Consider the following 20,899-nt stretch of genomic DNA (forward strand, 5'->3'; position numbering starts at 1 on the left):
GGCGGGGCGGCTGGCGCGCTCAGGCGAGGTGCACGGCGTGCAGGATCCGCTGCAGCGACCCGTCATCGGGCAGGAGCAGGAAGAACCCGCGGAGTGCCTGGCCATCGTCCCGCATCTGGAACTCGCTCTCGACGCAGAAGACGAAGTCGCTTCCGTCGCCGCACTGGAGGAAGGCGGCGCTGAGCACCGCGCGCGCCGCCGCCACCGAGAGTGTCGGCGGCGAGGGCAGCAGCATGAGGTGCATGAACTCGGCGAGCGCGTTGAGGTAGGCGCCACTGAGGATGTTGCCGCACTCGGCGAGCGCGCTCTGCTCGAGGGCGTCAATCCGCGACGACGAACCGCGCGGCCGGTGCAGCATCAGCTCGGCCAGCCGGCAGGCGACCGGCTCGGCGAAGACCAGCAGCGAGCGGCCGGTGAGGTCGCCCAGCATGCGGAGCTGCACCACCGCCACCGCGGCGGCGGGATCCGACACCACGTGGCCCGGCACCTCGTCCAGCCGCGCCAGCGCGATGGTCGGCACGTTGATCATGATCGGCTGCCCGATGAGCGTGGACAGCGCCGTGGCCGCGTGTCCGGCCCCGATGTTCGCCACCTCGCGCAACGCGTCGAGTTGCTCGGGCTTCAGGCTGCGCACGTCTCGGAGAGCCAGCATCAGGGCAGCGAGTTGATGTCGAGGATGAGCGACGGCGTGCCGTCGGGGAGGATCGTGCCGCCGCTGAACAGCGTGGCCGCACCGCGCACGCGCTGCAGCGGCTTGACGACGATCTCCTGCTGGGCGAGGCAGGCATCCACCCGCAACGCAACGCGCCCGGTGGCTCCCTCGAGGACGACCAGATGGCCGGAAACGTCAACTGCCGGCGGGAGGCCGAGATGTGAGCGCAGGCTCACGGTGCGGGCGCGGTCTCCACCGCCGGCCGTGGCGTCCGCCCCGCCCAGCGCGCCGCCGTCCGGCGTGGCGAGCTGCGTGGAGTGCACGAGCGTGAGCGGGATGGCATACACCTCCGACGCGACCCGCACCAGCAGGGCACGCAGCATCGCCACGCTGAGCGGCAGGCGGAGGGTGATCGCGGTGCCGTCACCTCTCGCGGTGACGAGGTCGATGCGTCCGCCGAGCGCCTGCACGCGGGCGAGCACGGCATCCATGCCCACGCCGCGACCGGAGAGCGTGGTGACGCTGCCGGCGGTGCTCAGCCCCGGCCGCGCGAGGAGCTGGAGCAATGCGCCGTCGTCGTGCACGAGCCGTGCAGCGTCGGCGACCCCCTGCCCCGCCGCGGCGGCCGCGACGCCGGCACGATCGACGCCGGCACCGTCGTCGGCGACCGTCACGGCGACCATCGCGCCATCGCGGACCGCGCGCACGACCACGCGGCCACGCGCGGGCTTGCCCACGGCGCGGCGCACGGCGGGCTGCTCGATGCCATGGTCGACGGCGTTGCGCAGGAGGTGCAGCAGCGGCTCACCGAGTTCGTCGAGCAGCGAGCGATCGACCTCCAGTTCCCGCCCCTCGATCACGAGCTCGACGTCCTTGCCGAGGGCCGCAGCGGTCTCGCGCACGTGCCGGGGAAAGCGATCGAGCACCTGGGCCAGCGGCACCAGCCGGCTCGAGAGGATCGCGTCGCGCAGCTGCATCACCAGGCGCGAGGTGTCCTCGAGGGCACCGCGCACCGCGTCATCGGCGGTGGGCTGCGCGGCGCGCAGCAACCGGTCGCGCGCGAGAACGAGCTCGCCGACCAGGTCGAGCAGGGTGTCGAGGCGCTGCGCGGGGATGCGAACCGTGCGCGCCGCGGCCGCGACGGGCGCGGTGGCGGGTGCGGCCCCTTCATGCGCCACGTGGCAGCCGGCGATGTCGCCGGCCCCGCGCACGGCCTGCTCGATCGCGACGGCGTCACCGCCGGCGCCAAGCCACACGGTGATCGCGCCGTCCCATCCGTCGGCACAACGCGCGTCACTGTCGGGCAGCACCTGCAGCACGGGCGCGACGGCTGCCAGGCGACGCAACACGACCGCGGCGCGGGCCGACGGGATGGCGGTGTCGGCGGCGAGCTGTGCTTGCACCCGCCACTGCGCGCCGGCAGCGGCCGCGGTGGCCTGTCGCACCGCGCGGGCCGCCCCCTGGCGTCCGGCGTCCGCCGCCGGCTGCGCGACGCGGGCCGCGAGCGCGGTGAGTCGCGCGGCGTGAGCCGCGAGCAGCGGCGGTTCCGGCTGCCGTGACTCGGCGGCGTCGAGCGCGAGGCGCAGCCCGTTGGCGAGGTCGACCAGCGCGGCGGGCGTGTCGCCGTCCGCCGTGCCGGCTTCGCGGGCGGCGGTGAGGAGGGTCTCGCCGGCGTGCAGCGCGTCGGTGCACTGGTGCAGGCCGACAGTGGCACACATGCCCTTGAGCGAGTGCAGTGACCGGAACACCGCATCGCGTGCGGGCGCCGATGCGGGGGCGCGCTCGAGCACCAGCAGCTCCGCCTCCACGCGTGCGAGCAACTCGCGCCCTTCCGCGAGGAAGAGCGAGAGGAGTCGATGCGGTTCCATCGGGGTGCGGGCGCGGGTGGGCGCGCGGCGGCGTCAGCCCAGCACGCGCTGCACGGCCTCGATCACGCGGTTGGGCTGGAACGGCTTCACGACGAAGTCGGAGGCGCCGGCCTGCAGTGCCTCGTTGACGAGCGACTGCTGTCCCATGGCGCTGCACATGACGACCTTCGCGGTCGGATCGAAGGTCGTGATCTCGCGCACGGCATCGATGCCCCCCATGCCGGGCATGACGATGTCCATGGTGACGAGGTCCGGGCGGAGCGCCTTGTACTGCGCGACGGCCTGTGCGCCGGTCTCGGCCTGGCCGCAGACGGAGAAGCCGGCCTGCTCGAGGATGTCGCCGACGAGGGTGCGCATGAAGAGTGCGTCGTCGCAGACCAGAACCCGATGACTCATGTGTTGATCCCTGGGCGAGCCGCGCGGCGTCGCGCGGCGTTACTGGAGCAGGAAGTCGTCGGCCAGCGCCGCCACGTCGAGGAGTGGCAGCGTGGTCCCGTCAACACAGACCCGGTGGGCGGGGCCGGCGAAGGCGTCCGGAGCGGCGCCCGGGGGCGCGTCGGCGGTGCGCAGGCGCGGCAGGGCGTCCACCGCGAGTGCGAACCGTCGTCCGTCGAGGTCGAACAGCACCACCCATCCTGGGGGGGTGGCGGGGCCGGCGCCGAGCAGGATTCCGAGATCGACGAGCGGGACGAGCGTGCCCCGCACATTGACTACTCCGCAGACGAACTCAGCCGCGCCGGGCAACCGGATGGCGGCGGTGCGGGGACAGACCTCGCGCGCGCCGGAGGCCAGGATCGCCGCGCACTGTCCCCCGCCTTGCACCAGCATCACCCGCGGTCCGTCGGCGACGGGGTCCGCCCGTCCCGTCGTGGCAGCGTCAGGCGTGGTGCTCGTCGGCGTCGGGGGAAGCGGCGTGGTCGTCGGCATCACTGGCGTGGAACCCGTAGAGGTCGAGCAGATCGGCGCCCGGATCGGGCTGGTGCGTGCCGGCGACGGCGCGCGCTGCGGCCTCCATGTCCGGCGGCAGCGGGGCCCGGAAGGCCATCGGCGCGCCGGTGATCGGGTGCACGAGGCGGAGGGAGGCCGCGTGCAGGGCATGACGCCCCGGCGGCAGGCCGGTCACGCGGCGTCCGCCGCCGCCGCCGTAGGTGTCGTCGCCCATGACCGGGTGGCCGATGGACGAGAGGTGGACGCGGATCTGGTGGGTGCGGCCGGAGTGGAGCTTGCAGCGGAGCAGGTCGCCGCCGTCGAAGCGCGCGAGACGGTCGACGTCGGTGCGGGCAGGCTTGCCAGTGGGGACGATGGCCATGCGATGCCGGTTGTTCGGATCGCGGCCGATGTGGCCCTCGATGGTGACGCGCTCCTCGCGCAAGTGGCCCCAGACGAGGGCGGCATAGCGGCGATCGATGCGGCGGGCGGCGAGGGCGGCGGAGAGGAGGCGGTGGGTACGGTCGGTCTTGGCGACGAGCATGAGGCCCGACGTTTCCTTGTCGAGGCGGTGGACGATGCCGGCGCGTTCGTCGCCGCCCTCGGACGAGAGGTCGCCGCCGCGGCCGACGAGTGCGTGGACGAGGGTGCCGGTCCAGTTGCCGGGGGCGGGGTGGACGACCATGCCGGCGGCCTTGTCGATGACGAGGAGGTGCTCGTCCTCGAACACGACGGTGATCGGGAGCGCTTCCCCGACGATGTCGATGCCGCGTGGTGCCGGGATGGTGACGCTGACTTGCTGGGAAGCTGTCGGCCGGAAGCCGGCCTTCTCGCGCACGGCATCCACCAGCACGTGGCCGTTGGCGATGAGGGTCGCGGCCTGGGTGCGGGAGAGGTCGGCGGCGGCGGCGACGAGCAGGTCGAGCCGCTGCCCGTCTCCCGCCGCGAGGAACGACAGCGTGCGCGGGACTTCACGGGAGCTCATGCGGTGACCGGAGGGCGCTCAGCGCGCCGAGTGTGCGTCGCTGGCGCCGGAGGCGGCAGTGGCAGCCTGGGCCGCGACGCGATCTTCGCGCCAGAGGACCCAGGCCAGAAGGATGGCGCCGCAGCTCACGCCGATGTCCGCCACGTTGAACGTCGGCCAGCGGTGATCGCCGATGCCGACGTCGATGAAGTCCACCACACCCTGCCCCGAGCGCAGCCGGTCCACCAGGTTGCCGCAGGCGCCGCCGAGGATCATGCCGAGCGAGACCAGCTTCGGGGTGTCGCCGTCGGCGGTGCCGCGGTACATGCGCGTGAGGATCACCACGGCGCCGATCGTGAGCGCGGTGAAGATCCAGCGGGAGAAGTCGCCGAGGTGCAGGCCGAAGGCGGCGCCCCGGTTGTAGAGCAGCGTGAAGGTGAGGACATCGCCGAGCACCTCGTGCCGCGTGTGCACCGGCGCCAGCGAGGAGACGGCCCACCACTTCGTCACCACGTCGACGAGGAGGAAGCCCGCGGCGATCGGCCAGAAGAGCCGCGCGTTGGCGCTACTTCTTGCCATCTTCCTCTTTCTGCTTGCAGTTGATGCAGTAGCGCGCATGCGGCAGCGCATCGAGCCGCTCGAAGGCGATCAGGTTGCCGCACTCGTGACAGAGGCCGAACTTCTCGGGGGCGCGGTAGAGCCGGCGCAGCGCCTGGTCCAGGTGCCAGAGGAAGCGCCCTTCCTGGCTGGCGAACAGGAACGCCTTCTCGCGCTCCATGGCATCGGTGCCCTGGTCCGCCATGTGGAACGAGTACGCACTCAGGTCGCCATCGCCCTCGGCGCCGAACCGGTTGCCGTGGTGGCCGAGCTCTTTCAGGACGCGCTTCCGCTCCTCGAGCAGCCGCTTCTCGAAGTGCGTGATGTCCTTCTTGCTGAAGCCCTTCACGTTGGGCTTCGGGGCGCTGGCTGAGGAGCTCATCTCGTCTGGTCCCGTTCCAGGGTGAACCACGCAGCGAGACCGTCGAGGTCCACGGCGGCGCTCCCGGAGGGCGCCGCCTCGCTGTCCTGCACATCCAACGTGGCGGCCAGCACCTCGCCGGCGATCCACGCCTGGTGTTCCCGCGCCGCGTCGCGCACCTGCTGTACCCCGCCGACCGCGAGGTGCACCCGGTCACTGACCGCGAAGCCGGCATCCTTGCGCGCCCGCTGGATGCGGCTGACCAGTTCCCGGGCCGTTCCCTCCCGGCGCAGCGCATCCGAGAGCACGGGATCGACCGCGGCAACATACACCCCGTCACCGGCGACGACGAGTTCCCCGGCGGCGGAGCGGGTGAGCACCACGTCATCCGTTTGCAGTGCATGTGTCACGCCCTCGACGACGATCGTGACCGGTTCGCCACGTTCGAACGCCTGGAGGGCCGCCGACGGCAGCGCATCGACGGCGGCGGCGGCGAGCGGCGTGGCCTTGCCGAACCGCTTGCCGAGCGCGCGGAAGTTCGCCTTGCCGGTGACGCGGACCAGGTCATCCGCCGAGCCGGCGAGCAGCACCTGCTTGATGTTCAGCTCCGATGCGATCAGCGCGGTGAGTGCCTGCACACCCGGCATCTCGTCGCGCGGGACGACACAGAGCAGTCGCGCGAGCGGCTGCCGCACCTTGCGGCCGGCGTCCTCGCGCGCCGCGCGTCCGAGCCGCGACAGCGTCCGCACGGCGGCCATGTCACGCTCGAGGGCCAGGTCGCGCGGCACCACGACGGCGCGCACGTAGGGCGCCGTGTGCACGGAGCTGCCGGTGAGCTGGCGGTGCATCCAGTCGGTGAGGAACGGCGCCAGCGGTGCGAGCAGGCGACACGTCACCGCCAGCACCTCGTGCAGCGTCGCGAAGGCGGCACGACTGTCGGCGGAATCGCCGTCCCAGAAGCGCGCGCGACTCAGGCGCACGTACCAGTTCGACACGTCCTCGTCGACGAACTCCATCACGGCCCGCGCGGCCAGCGTGGGCTCGTACGCCTCGAGCAGGCGATCGGCCTCCGCCTCCACCGCCGCGAGCCGGGAGAGCACCCAGCGATCGAGTGCCGGCCGTTCCGCCACGGCCGGGTCGCGGTCCGACGGGGCCCAGCCGATCAGGTTCGCATACTGCGCGAAGATCCCGCTGTACGTGTTGCGCAGCGTGAGCAGGAACCGGCCGGCGGTCTGCCGCAGCACATCCTCGTCGAAGCGGCGCGGGATCCAGACCTGGCTGGTGCTCACCAGGAACAGGCGCACCGCGTCCACGCCGTGGGCGGCGATGACTTTCCACGGATCGACGGCATTGCCCTTCGACTTCGACATCTTGAGGCCCTGCGCGTCGAGCACGAGGTCATTCACGAGCACGTGGCGGAACGGCGCCGCCGTGCCGGGCGCGTTGTCCGGCAGTGCATCCCCGAGCGCGGTGGCCACGGCCAGAAGCGAGTAGAACCACCCGCGCGTCTGGTCCACGCCCTCGCAGATGTAGTCCGCCGGGTAGTGGCTGGCGATGACGTCGGCGTTCTCGAACGGGTAGTGCCACTGCGCGAACGGCATCGCGCCCGAGTCGAACCAGGTGTCGATCACCTCGGGCACGCGACGCATGGTGCCGGTGCCGCTCGGCGCCGGCCAGGTGTAGGCGTCGATGTGCGGCTTGTGCGGGTCGAAGTCCCCGGGCAGCGGCCGCCCGATGCGCTCGGCGAGGGTCGCGAAGCTGCCGACGACCTCCATTTCGGCCGGATCGGCGTCGTTCACCCACACCGGCAGCGGCGTGCCCCAGTAGCGGTCGCGCGAGATGGCCCAGTCGACGTTGTTCTCGAGCCACTGGCCGAACCGTCCCGACCCCACCTCCGGCGGCTGCCACTGGACCTGGGCATTGCGCGCGATCATGTCGTCCTTGATCGCGGTGGTGCGCACGAACCACGAGCCGCGCGCGTAGTAGAGCAGCGGCGTGCCGCAGCGCCAGCAGTGCGGATACGAGTGGACGAAGCGGCCATCCTTCCACAGCACGTCGCGGCGCCGCAGCTCCTCGATGATCAGCGGATCCGCATCCTTGATGAAGCGGCCACCGACGACCGGCATCGCCTCGGGAAAGCGGCCCCGGGCATCGACGGGCTGGATGAACCCGAGGTTGTGGCGCTGCCCCGCCCCGTAGTCGTCGGCGCCGAACGCGGGCGCCATGTGCACCACGCCCGTGCCGTCGTCGGCGGACACGAACGATTCCGCCACGATCAGCTCGGAGCGCGTCCCCGCGTCGAACTGGACCCAGTCGAGCGGCCGCACGTAGCGCGCGCCGGCGAGGTCGGCGCCCGTCATGTGGCGCACGGCCACCCAGCGATCGGCCCAGTCGCCGCCCAGCACTGCCGCAACCCGCGCCTCGGCGAGGATCACGGTGAACTCGGCGCCCGACTTCTTCTGCAACTCGACATACACGAGCTCCGGATGCACGGCGAGCGCCGCGTTCGACACCAGCGTCCACGGCGTGGTGGTCCACACCAGGATGCGGCGGCGCATGCGGCTGGCCGGGTCGACGAGGTCGAGCGCGATGTAGGTGCTGGGATCCTCGACGTCCTTGTATCCCTGTGCGACCTCGTGGCTGGACAGTGCCGTCTCGCAGCGCGGGCAGTACGGCAGGATCTTGTGCCCCTGCACCAGCAGCCCCTTCGCATGCATGGTCGACAGCGCCCACCACACACTCTCGACGTAGTCGTTGGTGTAGGTGACGTAGGGCCGCTCGTAGTCGAGCCAGTACGCCATGCGCTTGCTGAGCTTCTCCCAGTCGCCGCGATACGTGAAGACGCTCTCGCGGCAGCGGCGGTTGAACTCGGCGACCCCGATGGCCTCGATGTCGCGCTTGCCGCTGATGCCGAGCGCCTTCTCCACCTCGATCTCCACCGGGAGGCCGTGGGTGTCCCAGCCCGCCTTGCGGGTGATGTGGAACCCCTTCATCGCGCGATGGCGCGGGATGAGGTCCTTCAGGGTGCGGGCGAACACGTGGTGGATGCCGGGCCGGCCGTTCGCGGTCGGCGGCCCCTCGTAGAACACGAAGGTGTCCTGGCCGGGCTTCGGCGTGAACGACGGGTCGAAGAGCCCCTCGGCCTCCCAGGCCGTGAGCAGCGCACTCTCGAGGGCATCGGGGGTGTCCAGCGCCGTGAGTTCCCGGTACCGCCCCTGCACGGTGTCGGTCACAGGCGCTCCAGCACCCCGCGCACCAGTGCCGTCAACTTCGGCTGCGCAGCGTTCGCGGTGGCGACGATCGCGTCCAGCGTCGCTTCCTGCAGCGAATCCGGCAGGCACATGTCAGTGATGATCGAGAGGCCGAGCACACGCATGCCACCGTGGCGTGCGACGATGACTTCCGGGACGGTGGACATGCCGACGACGTCGGCACCGAGCGTGCGCAGCATGCGGTACTCGGCGCGCGTCTCGAGGTTGGGGCCGGGCACGGCGACGTAGATCCCCTCGCGGAGGGTGATGCCCTGCGCGGCCGCCACCTCGCGGGCCAGCTCACGCAATGCGGCATCGTACGCCACCGACATGTCGGGGAACCGCGGGCCGAGCGCCGGGTCGTTGGGCCCCACCAGCGGGTTCTCGCCGAGGAGGTTGATGTGGTCCGCGATGAGCATCAGGTCGCCCGCGCGCCAGAGCGGGTGCATGCCACCGCAGGCGTTGGACACGACGAGCGTGGAGGCACCGAGCGCCCGGAGCACGCGCACCGGGAAGGTGACCTCGTGCATCGAGTAGCCTTCGTAGCGATGGAAGCGCCCCTGCATCGCCACCACGGTGCGCCCGCCGAGCGTGCCGCAGAGCAGCCGGCCGGCGTGGCTCTCCACGGTGGAGAGCGGAAAGCCGGGAATGTCGGCGTAGTCGATCGTGGCCTGGACGGTGATCTGCGCCGCCAGCTCACCGAGGCCGGTGCCGAGGATGATCGCCTCCGTGGGCACGGCGGCGAACCGCGCGCGGATGGCCTGCACCGCAGCCGTGATGCGCTCGAGGCTGTGCGGCATGGGCACCGGTGCGACACGGCGCACCGCCTGCAGCTCGACGGTGGCGTTCAGCGAGGGCGTCCCGCTCACGCGCTGTGCTCCGGCATCATGCCCTCGGGCAGGATCCCGTCGGTGAGGGCGCGGATGGTGTCCGGGTCGGTGATCGTCTCCTTGGCGGGCACCACGGCACTCATCAGCGGCGTGGTGCGCGGCTTGATGCGGGAGTCGACGAGGTCGTCGGTGTCGTGCATGTAGGCCTCGACGGACTCCGGGAGCGGGGCGACCACGTTGCGCGAGGCGTCGATGTCCTGCAGGTGCCGCTCGGCCAGGGCCTTCATCTGGGAGAGATACGAGGTGCGCACGCGCTGGAGCTGGTCGAGGTCGTGCGCAATGCGCTTGGCCGTGGCCCGCGACCCATCCACGGCGGCGGCCGCCTCGGCCTTCGCCTCGCGCACCAGCTTCTCGGCCTCGTCGCGGGCCTCACGCAGCAGCTCGTCGGCACGGTTCTTCGCCTCGGTCACCAGGCGGTCCGCCTCGGCCCGCGATTCCTGTCCGAGGCGCTCGGCCTCGAGTCGTGCGGCACCAAGCACCTTCTCCGACTCGCCGCGCGCCTCCTGCAGGACCAGCGCCCCCTCCTTCTCGGCCTGCTCCCGGATGTCGGTGCGGAGCTGCTGCGCGCTGACGAGCGCGTCGTTGATCGCGCGGTCCCGCTCGCGGAAGGAGCGAATCTGCTCGTGGAAGCCGCGCGCCTTCGTGTCGAGGTCATTGATCCGGCGGGCAAGCTCCTCGATCTCGTCGGCGACGCGCACCTTGAACTCGTCCACGCGCGCGCGGTCGTAGCCCCGCAGGGCCGACCCGAACTCCCAGCGCCGCACGTCCAGCGGCGTCAGCCGAAATTGCTCGTCAGACATCAGTTCCTCGCTCCGAACAGCACGGTTCCCAGGCGGACCAGCGTGGCCCCTTCCTCCACGGCGACTTCGTAGTCGTTCGACATGCCCATCGAGAGCTCGGTGGCCGCCGCATGTCCGGCCTCGCGCACGGCGCCGAGGGCCGTGCGCGCACCACCGAAGGCGTGGCGCACGACGGCCTCATCGTCCGTGAACGGCGCCATGCACATCACGCCGGTCACGCGCAGCGCCGGCAGGCCGGCGACGTGCTGCGCGAGCACCTCGAGCCCGTCCGGCGACACACCGCCCTTCTGCACCTCACCGGCCACGTTCACCTGCACGAGCACGTCCAGCACACGGCCAGCCGCTGCGGCGGCCTGCTGCAGTGCATCCGCCAGGCGGACGCTGTCGAGCGAATGCACGAGCGCGAACTGCGGGGCCGCCTTCGCCTTGTTGCGCTGGAGGTGCCCGATGAGATGCCAGCGTACCGGCGCGCTGGTCGCCTGCATCTTGTCGAGCGCTTCCTGCACCTTGTTCTCGCCCACGTCCATGATGCCGCACGCCGCTGCGGCCTCGACGGCAGAGGGGCCGTGCGTCTTGGTCACCGCAACCAGCCGCACCGCCTGACCGTGTCCTCCACGAGCCTGTGCCGCGTCGATCCGGTCCCGCACCTCACGCACCCGGCCGGGCAGGTCAAAAAACTCCATAAGCCCTGAATTTACCGGAGGTTACACGTGAGATCAAGCAATCGGCGCGAGACCGTGTCACGCGCCACGCCGCCAAGGACCGCGAACTCGATGGTGGCGGCAGGACACCGCGCCACCTGAATGAATGCGGCGATCATGCCGTCGGGAGACTGACGCGGCGTCGGCGCGAGCAGCGCGGCAAGGCGGTGCGCGCTGGCCTGCGTCCGCTCCGCGTCGACCCGCGGTGGGCAGAGCGCCACGCGGCTTCCGATGTCGACCAGGCCTGCCCGGCGCCAGCAGGTGACGCCGGCAATCCGGCCAAACTCATCCCGTGATGAGCTCGGCAACAGCAGTGACACCGCCACCGACGCGCCGCGGTCGAGGCGCTGCCGGGCCAGGCGCCCCGCACGGACCAGCGCGGATGAGCCCGCAGACGTGTCCGCCGTGAGCTGTCCAGCCCGGTGCGCGCTCTGCCGCGCGTACCAGGCGGCCGGAAGCAGGGGCACGACCACGACGGAGACATCCCGCCGGACGGAATCGACTGCCTGGCGGTACCACACCGGGTACGAGTCGTTGTCGCCGGCCGTGAACAGCGTGCCGCCCGGGGGCACGTGTGCCAGCAGCTCGCCGGCGATTGCACCAGCGAGATGCCGATCCGGGAGCACGTCCCGGGTGACGGCGGACCAGTTCCCTGCGATCAGGGCCAGCGGCACGAGCACCGCCACCGTCCGGCGCCAGCTACGCCGGTGTGCCACCGCCAGGGCGCCGGCACCGATCCAGAGGCCCCAGCACCAGAAGGCGAGGGCGAAGAAGTAGTCCCGCTCACGCGCCTCGTGGAGCGCCCCCTCCGGCAGGACCCCGATCCCGAACGACGGACCGGCGCGCAGGTTGAGCTGGAGCACCACCCCGATCGTCGCGAGCAGGAACAGGACGAGCATGGCGCGGGCCGTGATGCGATGCACCCGCCAGTGCGCCAGCGCGCCCACACCACCGAGCACCAGCGCCAGCAGCGTGAACGGGGTGCGGCGCCAGTGCGGGACGACGTCATTCCAGAAGCCGAGCGCCACCTGCCAGTCGGCGTACTGTCCGAGGTTGCCGAGTTGCAGCCAGAGTGGCGCGCGCCGCGGCCAGGGTGCCGCGACGTCATACTGCGCGCGCGTGACCACGGCGAGCAGTTCGCGCAGGCCATCCGGCGCGCCCTGGTTCAGGAAGGGATCGTGCCGTGCGCGCAGCAGCAGGATGGCGACGCCGCTCCAGGCCACCAGCACGAGCGGTGCGGCGCGAAGGAGCCACGCCGTGCGCGTCGCACCGGCGACGGATCTCGGCCCGCGCGTGAGCAGGCGTGGATCGACGGTGAGCGCCAGCATCACTGCTGCGGCGAGGAGCCAGCCGCGCGCGAGTGCCGCCGTGGCCAGCACGATGAGCGCACTGCCCAGCAGCGACCACCAGTCGATCCGCCCATCGCGCGTGGTGCAGGCGAGGAGCAACGCAGCCGGCGCGGCGACGAGTGCGCTCAGGTGGAGCGGGATCGACAACGCGGCGACGTAGGCCACCAGCACGCGCGCCGAGTCGTCGTCGCGCGCATGCGCACGCCAGGCGGCGGCGAGCTGCACGACGGCGGCCAGCAGCGACGCGGCGTAGACCTCCGTCTCGGTGGCATTCATCCAGACGGTGCCCATCGCACCCGCGCAGACGGCCATGCTGATGCCGGCAGTCCGCGATCGCGTGACCTGCGTGATGAGTGCGGCGGCGATGCCGCAGGCTGCGGCGGTGCAGAGCGCCGACAGCAGCGAGCCGGCCTGCACTGGTGACAACCCGGGCACCAGCCGCCAGAGCGCCGTGCCCGCGGCGACGTAGAGCGGCGTGCCCGGCGGATGCGGGATGCCGAAGGTGCCGATGGCGGTCGCGAACTCACCGGCATCCCAGAACGTCAGTGACGGAGCCGCGGTGGCGAGATACACCGCGAGCAGCAGGAGGCCGGCCGCCAGCGCCGCCTGTCGCGGCGCGCCCGGCGCACCGGTCAACCCGGCTCCGCGCCAGGCACCGTCGGCGGCTCCACGCCGAGGATGCGATGCACGTCGCGGACGATCGTGGCTGCGATGTCGTCCAGCGGCAGGTCGTTCCGGTCGTCGCCGAACGGCTGCTCCACCTCCTCGGCGAGGAGCTCGAGGCCCATGGTGGCGAAGAAGGTGAGCATCGAGGCGATCACGACCCCGTAGCCGAAATCCTTCGCCAGGCCGAATGGCAGGATGATCGCGTACAGGAGGACGAACTGCTTCACGTACGAGGAATAGCTGTACGGGATCGGCGTGTTGCGGATGCGCTCGCAGGCTCCGGTCACGTCGTCGAACTGCTGGAGGAGTGGCGCCAGGGTGATGCGGGCGTCGGGGGCGACGCGCGCACCGGCCAGGTCGGCATGCACCGCGCGATGGAGCTGGCTGATGATCGCGAGCGGTGCCGCGTCACCGGTGACGCTTCCCGGCGCGCGCAGGTGTGCCGCCAGCGCCACCGGGAAGCGCGCCAGGATGCCGGCATACCGCTGTCGCTCGGCACTGCTGCGGGGCGCATCGCCGAGCAGCGCGTCGAGCTGGTGCGACAGGCCCCGCGACACGTTCACGAGCTGTCCCCACAGGCGTCGCCCCTCCCACCAGCGGTCATAGGCGGTGTTGGTGCGGAAGACGAGCACCAGGCCGAGGATGATGCCGAGGATCGAGAGGAAGGCCGGGCCGATCGGGAGCAGCGAGCCGAAGACGCGCGTCTCGAGGTAGACGACGAGCGCCGCGTACAGGCCCGCGCCGAGCACGTCCAGCGCCAGCATGCGGAAGACATGGCTGCGCGGGACATCGAGCAGGAGTCGGATCCAGTTCTTCGGGTCGTACGCAATCACGTCGGCTCCACGGCAGGTGAACGGCGGCTGGCGGTCGGCAGCCCGGCTACAGGATAACGCGGGCGGACAACCCTGCTCCGCCCTGCACCGCAGGCCAGGCGCGGCCGGGTGGCAGGGCGCGGGACGGCGCACGATCTTCAGGCATCCCCCACCGGACCTGCCGATGACCGCCGCCACCCCGCTCCCGAGCGCCACCCACTCCGAGCACGATCCCTGGCTCGACGCGCTCTGGATGCCCTTCACCGCGAACAAGGCGTTCAAGGCCCGGCCGCGGCTGCTCACCGCCGCCAAGGACATGCACTACACCGCGGACGACGGCCGCCAGATCCTGGACGGGGCGGCCGGTCTCTGGTGCGTGAACGCCGGCCACTGCCGGGCGCCGATCGTGGAGGCGGTGCAGCGGGCGGTGGCGTCGATCGACTTCGCGCCGGCGTTCCAGATGGGGTATCCGGGCACCTTCCAGCTCGCCAACGAGCTCGCCGCCATGCTCCCGCGCGGCATCGACCGGGTCTTCTTCTCGAACTCGGGATCGGAGGCGGTGGATACCGCGCTGAAGATCGCGCTGGCCTACTGGCGTGCGCGGGGTGAGGGACGCCGCACGCGGTTCGTGGGTCGCATGCGTGGCTATCACGGGGTGGGATTCGGCGGGATCTCGGTGGGCGGCATCCCCGCCAACCGGGACCCCTACGCCGGCCAGCTGCTGCCGCACGTGAGCCACCTGCCGACCACGCACGACCTGGCCCGCAACGCCTTTTCGCGCGGACAGCCGACGCACGGGGCGGAGTTCGCCGACGCCCTCGACGCGATCATCAGCGAGCATGGCGCGGACACGATCGCCGCCGTGATCGTCGAGCCGATGGCGGGATCGACCGGCGTGCTGGTGCCCCCGGTGGGCTACCTCGAGCGGCTGCGCGCAACCTGTGATGCCCATGGCATCCTGCTGATCTTCGACGAGGTCATCACCGGCTTCGGCCGCCTCGGCGCGCCATTCGCCGCGCAGCACTTCGGCGTGACGCCCGACATGATCACCATGGCCAAGGGGCTCACGAACGCCACCATCCCGATGGGCGCAACGGCGGTGCGGCGCGGGATCCACGACACGGTGGTGGGGGCCACGGCGCGCGGCATCGAGCTGTTCCACGGCTACACCTACTCCGGCCACCCGATCGCCACCGCCGCCGCGCTGGCGACGCTCCAGCTCTACCGCGACGAGGGGATCTTCGAGCGCGCGGCGGCGCTGATGCCGCTGTGGGAACATGCGATGCACTCGCTGGCCGGTGAGCCGCACGTGATCGACATCCGCAACATCGGCATCGTGGGTGCGATCGAGATGGAGACGCGCGACGGCGCGGTGGGCGCCCGCGCGATGGACGCCATGAATGCCGCGTTCTGGAACGAGGACCTGCTGGTGCGCGTCACGGGAGAGATCATCGCACTCTCACCGCCGCTGATCGTGAGCGAGTCGCAGGTGAACGAGATCATGGACCGCGTGCGGCGGGTGCTGCGCAGCCTCGCGTGAGCCGGCCGTCGCGCGGGCCGGTCACTTCGCCGAGTACCACATCCGGCCTGCGATGATGACGAGGAAGACGGCGAAGGCGCGCTGCAGGTCGCGGCCGGGCAGTTGCAACGCGAGCTTGGCACCGATGAAGGCACCGAAGAAGAGGCCGGGGGCGAGCAGGAGCGCGGCGCGCCAGTCGAGCGAACCGGCCTTGTAGTACTGCCAGGCGCCGAGGGCACCCACCGGCAGCAGGAGGGCGGCCAGCGAGGTGCCGGTGGCGGTCTTCTGCGCCATCTGCGCGATGACGACGAGCGCCGGCACGATGACGATGCCGCCGCCGATGCCGAAGAGCCCGGACAGCAGGCCGGCGCCGAGGCCGATGAGCAGGAACTGCATGCAGTTGGTCCGTGAAAGGGTGATGCCCATGCGCACCGGTCGACCTGGCGCGCGCCGGTGGCGGTCAGTCGAGGGTGACGAGCATCTTGCCGGTGTTGTCGCCGGAGAACAGGCCGAGGAAGGCCGCGGGGGCCTGCTCCAGGCCGTGCACGGTCGTCTCGCGCGGCTGCAACGAACCATCGCGGAGCATGGCGCCCACCTCGGCCTCGAAGGCGGCGCGCTGCGGCTCGAAATCCGAGACGATGAAGCCCCGCAGCGTGAGGCGCTTGGCGATGATCATCGCCATGTTGCGGGGCCCGGGCGCCGGCTCGTTGTAGCCGGCGATCGCACCACAGACGGCAACACGGCCGAACGGGCGCAGCGCCGAGAGCGCTGCCTCGAGGTGGTCGCCGCCCACGTTGTCGAAGTACACGTCGATGCCCTGCGGCGCCGCCGCCATGAGCTGCCGGTACAGGTCGCCATCGCGGTAGTTGAACGCCGCGTCGAACCCAAGCGCACCGGTGAGCAGTGCGACCTTGGCGGCGGAACCGGCACTGCCGACGACCGTGCAGCCACGATGCTTCGCGAGCTGGCCGGCGACGATGCCGACGGCGCCCGCGGCACCCGAGACGAACACGCGATCGCCGGCCTTCGCGTCCACGAGGCCGAGCCCCGCCCAGGCCGTCATACCCGTGACGCCGAGCACGCCGAGCCAGGCGGAGGGGGGCGCGAGGTCGCGATCGAGCCGGCGGACGGCGCGCGCATCGGCCACGGCGTACTCGCGCCAGCCGAGGAACGAGAGCACCAGGTCCCCGGGGGCCAGGCCGGCCGCGCGCGAGATCACCACCTCGCCGACGGCGCCGCCCTCGAGCGGGGCGCCGACGACGAACGGCGGGACGTACGACTTCGCCTCGTTCATCCGCCCGCGCATGTACGGATCCACCGACATGACGCGGTTCCGGATCAGGACCTGTCCGTCGGACGGCTCGCCGACGTCCACGGTGTGCAGGCTGAAGGTGTCGGCGGTGGGGAGGCCGCGCGGTCGTGCGGCAAGGCGGTACTCGCGGCTGAGTGGCACAGGCGGCTCGGGGGGCGGGCACGGGTGACTGGTGACGGTGCGCGAAGGATAGCGCGCTGCCGGCCCCGCAACCGATACTTTTCCCGCGAGCGGCGGGCAGCGTGCACGCCGACCACACCGAGGAGCCTGCCCGTGCGCCCCGTCGTCTCCGCCTACATCGCCGTCAGCCTGGACAACTTCATCGCGCGAGACGATGGCGCCCTGGACTGGCTCGAAGGGGTGCAGGATGCCGGCGGTGACGACTACGGATACGCGGCCTTCATGGACACCGTGGATGCCGTCGTGCTGGGCCGCAACACGTACGACTCGGTGTGCACCTTCGACCTCTGGCCGTTCGACACCAAGCGCGTGATCGTGGTGACGAACCGCCCGCTGCAGCCGGCGCATGGCGAGGAGGCGTACGCCGGTGCGCTCACGCCGCTGATGGAGCAGCTCGGCCGCGACGGCGTGCGCCGTGTGTACCTCGACGGCGGTGCGGCGATCCGGCAGGGGCTGGATGAGCGGCTCGTGGACGACATGACGCTGTCGATCGTGCCGGTGCTGCTGGGCACCGGCCGGCCACTGTTCACGCGCGGGCTGCCGGAGAGCCAGTGGGCGCTGGTGTCGGTGGAGAGCCACCCGACCGGGCTGGTGCAGATCCGCTACCGACGCAGCTGAGGACGTCCGGCCACGCGTGCCGCGTGCCGCGGCGGGCCCGGGTGGCCCGACGCGGCACGCCACCGGTCAGCGCGGCCGCCGGCCCCACGTGGCACCCGGCGGCTCCTTCATCAGTCGCACCGGGTTCGCCGCCAGCAGGCGCAGCGCTTCCTGCACGGCACGCTCGAGCTGCGGATCGCGGCCGGCGATCACGTCGCGCGGGAAGTTCTCGACCTCGATGTCAGGCCCCACGCCCTCGTTCTCCACGGCCCACTTTCCGTCGCGGTCGAAGAAGCCCAGCCGCGGCGCCACCATGCCGCCGCCGTCCACGAACGGGGCCTGGTCCGACGTCGCGACGAGGCCGCCCCACGTGCGCGTGCCGACCAGCGGGCCGATGCGCCGGCGGCGGAACATGTACGGCATGAGGTCACCGCCCGAGCCGGCCATCTCGTTGATGATCATCACCTTCGGGCCCCAGATGCCGGCCGACGGGCTGGCGAACGGCGTGCGGTCACCGACGGGGTTGTTGAAGTAGCCGTCGAAGTCGCGACCGAGCAGCTCGATGATGTAGTCGGCGGCCGACCCGCCCCCGTTGTACCGCTCGTCGACCACCGCGCCCTGGCGGTTCTGCTGCGCGAAGTAGTAGCGGTTGAACTGCGAGTAGCCGCCCTGTCCCGTGTTCGGCAGGTGCACGTAGGCGAGGCGTCCACCCGAGAGCGAGTCCACGATGCGCCGGTTCCCTTCCACCCACGCCCGGGTGCGGAGCCCTTGGTCGTTGGCGACCGGGACCACGGTGTAGCGTCGCGCGCCATCCATCACGGGCCGCGAGTTCACCGTGATCACCACCTGGCGATTGGCGGTGCCATCGAGCAGTCGGAACACGTTGTCGGTGCCACGCAGCTCCACCCCGTTGATGGCGAGGAGATAGTCGCCGGCACGGACCTCGATGCCCGGCGCCGCCAGCGGGGCGCGCAGCTCCGGGTTCCAGCTTTCCGCATCGTAGATGCGCGTGAACCGGTAGCGCCCCTCGTTCACGACCATGTCGGCGCCGAGCAGCCCGCCGGTGGCGGCCGGCACCTCGGGGAAGTCGCCGCCGTTCACGTACGAGTGCCCGATCGCCAGCTCGCTGCCCATCCAGTCGAGGAGGTAGTTGAGGTCCGTGCGATGGGCGACGAACGGCACGAACTGGCGGTACTGCGCCACCACCTTCGGCCAGTCGGTGCCGTGCAGGTTCGGGACGTAGAAGTAGTCGCGCACCTTCCGCCGCGCTTCCTCGAAGATCTGGGCGTACTCGAGCCTGGGATCCCACCACATGCGCAGCGGTGCCGTGAGCCGTCCCGTGCCTGGCGCGGGCGGCGTGGCGGCCGTCGCGTCCACGAGGACGAGTGCCGGCTGCGCACCGCCGGTGCGGTAGAGCAGCTTCCGGCCATCGGCGCTCACCGCGTACGCGGTGACTCCCGTCGCGTACGCCACCGCCTTGCGATCCTTGAGCGTGTAGCGGTGCACGGGGCCGCCCGGGGCCGCCGGTTCCGCGGTGCCGGAGGCCTCCACGTTCTCCCAGAAGTACACCGTGCCCGCGACGCCCGCCTTCAGCAGGGCGTAGTCACGGCTGGCCACGGCGGGCACCGCGATAATGCGCCGTGCGAGGCCGTCGAAGTCGATCGCGACGACCGGGGTGCGCGGCGGCACGGTGGCCGGCACCGGGACGGCCGGCGTCGTGCCACCCGTCGCGGGGAAGACGGCGGGCACCGGCGCCGGTGGCACCGCCGGTTCGTCGTCGCTCTCGGGCGTGAACGGTGTCGGCTCGCCGGCGCGCAGCACGGCGAGGTAGAGCGCATTCGTGCGCGGCCGCTCGTACGACGTCATGTCGAGCCACTGCGAGCGCAGGGCGAAGTCGGTGCTGGCGAGGAACCAGAGGTACTTGCCACTGGCATCCCATGCGGGCGACGTGGCATCGGCGAGGCCGTCGGTCACCTGGCGCATCTCGCCGGTCTCGGTGTCGAGCACCACGATGGCGCGGTAGTAGGTGCTGAGCCGGCGTGCGAAGGCGATCCACTTCGAATCGGGGCTCCACACCGGGTTCATCGAGCGCTCCGGCACCATGAAGGCATCACCGGCGTACTGCTTCACGGCACCACTCGCGACGTCGACCACCCACAGCCTGAGCGCCACGTCGGTGAACAGGATGCGGCGCGAATCGGGGGACCACGACGGCGTGTACGGGAAGCTCATCCCCGGCAGCGCGATGCTGCGCGGCTCGCCGGCGCCATCCTGCGGGGCGATGACGAGGCGGTACTCGCCGGAGGCGTCGCTGAACCAGCTCACCAGCCGCCCGTCGGGGGACCACGCCGGCGCGCGCTCGGCGCTGCCGCTCGCGTGTGAGAGGTTGCGGACGTCACCCTTCTCGGCGGGGATGGTGAAGATCTCGCCGCGCGCCTCGACGAGGGCGCGGCGGCCGGTGGGCGAGAGGGCGAGGCTGGTGATGCGCGACGAGACGTCGCGCCACTGCGGCATCATCCACGGGAAGTCGCCGCGCACGGTGATGGACACCGGTGCGGCACGCCCGGTGCGCGGATCGAGCAGGTGCAGCCGTCCCGCCTGCTCGAACACCACCGCACCACCGCCCGCCTCGAGCGTCTTCACGTCGAAGTCGGCGAACCGCGTCACCTGGCTGACGGCCCGCGTGCGTGACTCGTACTTCCACACGTTCTGGACGCCGTCGCGGTCGGAGAGGAAGAACACGTCGTCGCCGACCCACGCCGGATCCAGTTCCTTGGAGTTGACGAGGCGTGGGATGGTGTCGAGCGCGAACGACTTCAGGTCCAGCACCCAGATCGGCTTGTTCTGCCCGCCGCGGTAGTTGCGGCGTTCGTCGTCCCAGGAGCTGGCCATGCGATAGGCGACGTGTGTGCCGGCCGCGTTGATGTGGCCCTGGAAGGCGCGCGGCATGGGCATCGGCGCCTCGGGACCACCGGTGACCGCGACGGTCCAGAAGCGCTGGGTGGCCGTCGGGGCACTCGACTGTCGACCACTCGCGAACACCACGCGCTGGCCATCGGGAGTCCAGCCAGTCGCGAGGTCAGCGCCCGGATGCCAGGTCAGGCGCGTCGGTTCCCCGCCCTCCACCGGCACGGTGTAGACATCGGCATTGCCGGCGTACGTGCCGGTGAAGGCCACGGTCCGCCCGTCCGGGGAGAGCCGGGGCTGGGCCGTGGTGCCCTGGAAGGAGGTGAGCCGGCGGGCCTGGCCCCCGGCGCGGTCCACGATCCAGATGTTGCTGGCGTAGGCGAACGCGATGTGGCGCTCGCTGACGCTGGGCTGGCGGAGCAGCAGCGTCTCCTGGGCAGCGGCGCGCGGGGCCGCGATGCAGAGCGCGACAACGAGGACGACGGGATGACGGAGCATCGGCGGATCGGGCTGGTGGGAGGGCGTCGCGGTCCGCAGACAGACCGG

General features: G+C 71.5%; 18 protein-coding genes. 2 read left to right on the top strand and 16 right to left on the bottom strand.

Translation table 11 applies throughout. The annotated features are described in order from the left end of the window. Positions 1 to 19: 19 nt before the first annotated feature. The 13 genes from IT355_07530 to IT355_07590 all read right to left on the bottom strand — a co-directional run bounded on the left by IT355_07530 (position 20) and on the right by IT355_07590 (position 13,859). Complete coding sequence (locus IT355_07530; GenBank protein ID MCC7053104.1) at positions 20 to 652, bottom strand: chemotaxis protein CheC; 633 nt, start codon at positions 650 to 652, stop codon at positions 20 to 22. Beyond that, positions 652 to 2,520 (bottom strand): chemotaxis protein CheW, encoded by a 1,869-nt coding sequence (locus tag IT355_07535; protein MCC7053105.1) that lies wholly within the window; start codon positions 2,518 to 2,520, stop codon positions 652 to 654. Before IT355_07535 ends, IT355_07530 begins: the two co-directional genes overlap by 1 nt. A 33-nt stretch (positions 2,521 to 2,553) precedes the next feature. Beyond that, the gene (locus tag IT355_07540) at positions 2,554 to 2,916 is read right to left on the bottom strand and encodes a response regulator (protein MCC7053106.1); all 363 of its coding nucleotides are present in this window, start codon (positions 2,914 to 2,916) and stop codon (positions 2,554 to 2,556) included. A gap of 39 nt (positions 2,917 to 2,955) precedes the next feature. Continuing rightward, positions 2,956 to 3,348, bottom strand: a complete 393-nt coding sequence (locus tag IT355_07545) for a chemotaxis protein CheW (GenBank protein MCC7053107.1) — start codon at positions 3,346 to 3,348, stop codon at positions 2,956 to 2,958. A gap of 49 nt (positions 3,349 to 3,397) precedes the next feature. Beyond that, on the bottom strand, positions 3,398 to 4,432 hold the full coding sequence (locus IT355_07550) for an RluA family pseudouridine synthase (GenBank protein MCC7053108.1): 1,035 nt from the start codon (positions 4,430 to 4,432) through the stop codon (positions 3,398 to 3,400). A gap of 18 nt (positions 4,433 to 4,450) precedes the next feature. Further along, complete coding sequence (gene lspA, locus IT355_07555; GenBank protein ID MCC7053109.1) at positions 4,451 to 4,990, bottom strand: signal peptidase II; 540 nt, start codon at positions 4,988 to 4,990, stop codon at positions 4,451 to 4,453. Next, entirely contained in the window at positions 4,977 to 5,390 is a 414-nt protein-coding gene (locus IT355_07560) for a TraR/DksA C4-type zinc finger protein (protein ID MCC7053110.1), read from the bottom strand. Before IT355_07560 ends, lspA begins: the two co-directional genes overlap by 14 nt. Continuing rightward, complete coding sequence (locus IT355_07565) at positions 5,387 to 8,602, bottom strand: isoleucine--tRNA ligase (protein ID MCC7053111.1); 3,216 nt, start codon at positions 8,600 to 8,602, stop codon at positions 5,387 to 5,389. Before IT355_07565 ends, IT355_07560 begins: the two co-directional genes overlap by 4 nt. After that, positions 8,599 to 9,420: a purine-nucleoside phosphorylase gene (locus tag IT355_07570; protein ID MCC7053112.1), complete on the bottom strand. Its 822-nt coding sequence runs from the start codon at positions 9,418 to 9,420 to the stop codon at positions 8,599 to 8,601. The genes IT355_07565 and IT355_07570 overlap by 4 nt, the downstream gene beginning before the upstream one ends. Before the next feature lie 65 nt (positions 9,421 to 9,485). Continuing rightward, positions 9,486 to 10,310 (bottom strand): DivIVA domain-containing protein, encoded by an 825-nt coding sequence (locus tag IT355_07575; protein MCC7053113.1) that lies wholly within the window; start codon positions 10,308 to 10,310, stop codon positions 9,486 to 9,488. Then, positions 10,310 to 10,993: a YggS family pyridoxal phosphate-dependent enzyme gene (locus tag IT355_07580; protein ID MCC7053114.1), complete on the bottom strand. Its 684-nt coding sequence runs from the start codon at positions 10,991 to 10,993 to the stop codon at positions 10,310 to 10,312. The genes IT355_07575 and IT355_07580 overlap by 1 nt, the downstream gene beginning before the upstream one ends. 11 nt (positions 10,994 to 11,004) lie before the next feature. Next, positions 11,005 to 12,996, bottom strand: coding sequence for a DUF2723 domain-containing protein (locus IT355_07585; protein MCC7053115.1), 1,992 nt, complete (start codon positions 12,994 to 12,996; stop codon positions 11,005 to 11,007). Continuing rightward, positions 12,993 to 13,859 (bottom strand): hypothetical protein, encoded by an 867-nt coding sequence (locus IT355_07590; protein ID MCC7053116.1) that lies wholly within the window; start codon positions 13,857 to 13,859, stop codon positions 12,993 to 12,995. The genes IT355_07585 and IT355_07590 overlap by 4 nt, the downstream gene beginning before the upstream one ends. Positions 13,860 to 14,022: 163 nt before the next feature. On the opposite strand from IT355_07590, the gene IT355_07595 reads away from it, so the two are divergent. Continuing rightward, entirely contained in the window at positions 14,023 to 15,378 is a 1,356-nt protein-coding gene (locus tag IT355_07595; protein ID MCC7053117.1) for an aspartate aminotransferase family protein, read from the top strand. A gap of 21 nt (positions 15,379 to 15,399) precedes the next feature. On the opposite strand, the gene IT355_07600 is transcribed toward IT355_07595, so the two are convergent. Continuing rightward, entirely contained in the window at positions 15,400 to 15,753 is a 354-nt protein-coding gene (locus IT355_07600) for a sulfite exporter TauE/SafE family protein (protein MCC7053118.1), read from the bottom strand. 64 nt (positions 15,754 to 15,817) lie between these two features. Next, positions 15,818 to 16,810, bottom strand: a complete 993-nt coding sequence (locus tag IT355_07605) for an NADP-dependent oxidoreductase (protein ID MCC7053119.1) — start codon at positions 16,808 to 16,810, stop codon at positions 15,818 to 15,820. 132 nt (positions 16,811 to 16,942) lie between these two features. Here IT355_07605 and IT355_07610 point away from each other — a divergent pair, with 132 nt between their 5' ends. After that, positions 16,943 to 17,467: a dihydrofolate reductase gene (locus tag IT355_07610; GenBank protein ID MCC7053120.1), complete on the top strand. Its 525-nt coding sequence runs from the start codon at positions 16,943 to 16,945 to the stop codon at positions 17,465 to 17,467. A 66-nt stretch (positions 17,468 to 17,533) separates the two neighbouring features. Here the strand turns inward: IT355_07610 and IT355_07615 are convergent, their stop codons facing one another. Continuing rightward, entirely contained in the window at positions 17,534 to 20,851 is a 3,318-nt protein-coding gene (locus IT355_07615; protein MCC7053121.1) for a PD40 domain-containing protein, read from the bottom strand. Positions 20,852 to 20,899 lie beyond the last annotated feature (48 nt).

This window comes from Gemmatimonadaceae bacterium (genome assembly GCA_020851035.1).
Taxonomy (GTDB): Bacteria; Gemmatimonadota; Gemmatimonadetes; order Gemmatimonadales; family Gemmatimonadaceae; genus JACMLX01.